This is a genomic window from Caballeronia sp. INML2, assembly GCF_023631365.1.
Taxonomy (GTDB): Bacteria; Pseudomonadota; Gammaproteobacteria; order Burkholderiales; family Burkholderiaceae; genus Caballeronia; species Caballeronia turbans.
Map to the genome: position 1 here is coordinate 1 of NZ_JALQDH010000218.1, position 500 is coordinate 500.

General features: G+C 58.0%; 1 protein-coding gene. It reads right to left on the reverse strand.

The window, feature by feature from the left end:
* The coding region (locus tag NCT32_RS37075) for an ABC transporter permease subunit (RefSeq protein WP_409241584.1) at positions 1–346 on the reverse strand (346 nt) is incomplete at its 3' end.
* Between the last annotated feature and the right edge of the window lie 154 nt (positions 347–500).

Here is a 500-nt window from a genome sequence, read left to right on the forward strand (position 1 = left end):
CGCCTTCGAAAAACAGCAGCATGCCGACCGAGAGGATGAACGAGCCGACCATATCTCTCAGGTACTGCCGGAAGCCCCACTGATAGACAGCGAGTGCCAACGCGAGCACGACGGCGATTGAGAGCACGCTCGACACCAAGAACGACACGGCGACGCCGATGTGCAGCGCTTCTTGCAGCGACGGCACCAGTACGCTCGTTAGTAAGGCGCTAAGCGTGAAGAACTGACCGTGCGCGAAGTTCACTACGCCCATCACGCCAAATATCAGCGTAAGGCCTAGCGCGAACAGCACGTATACCGAGCCCGCCTGCAACGTGTTCAATGCAAGCTGAAGAAATAACGTCATGGAGATCACCCCTTCTGTGCAGATGTGCGGTAGGTCCGCGAGCGGTGCAGCACCGATCTGAGGGTCGTGAGATCACCCCCGCTTAACTGCCGCTGACGTCCGGCGAATCCACTCGACGCACTTCGACCGTGTTGCCATTTCTGATTTGGGTGAT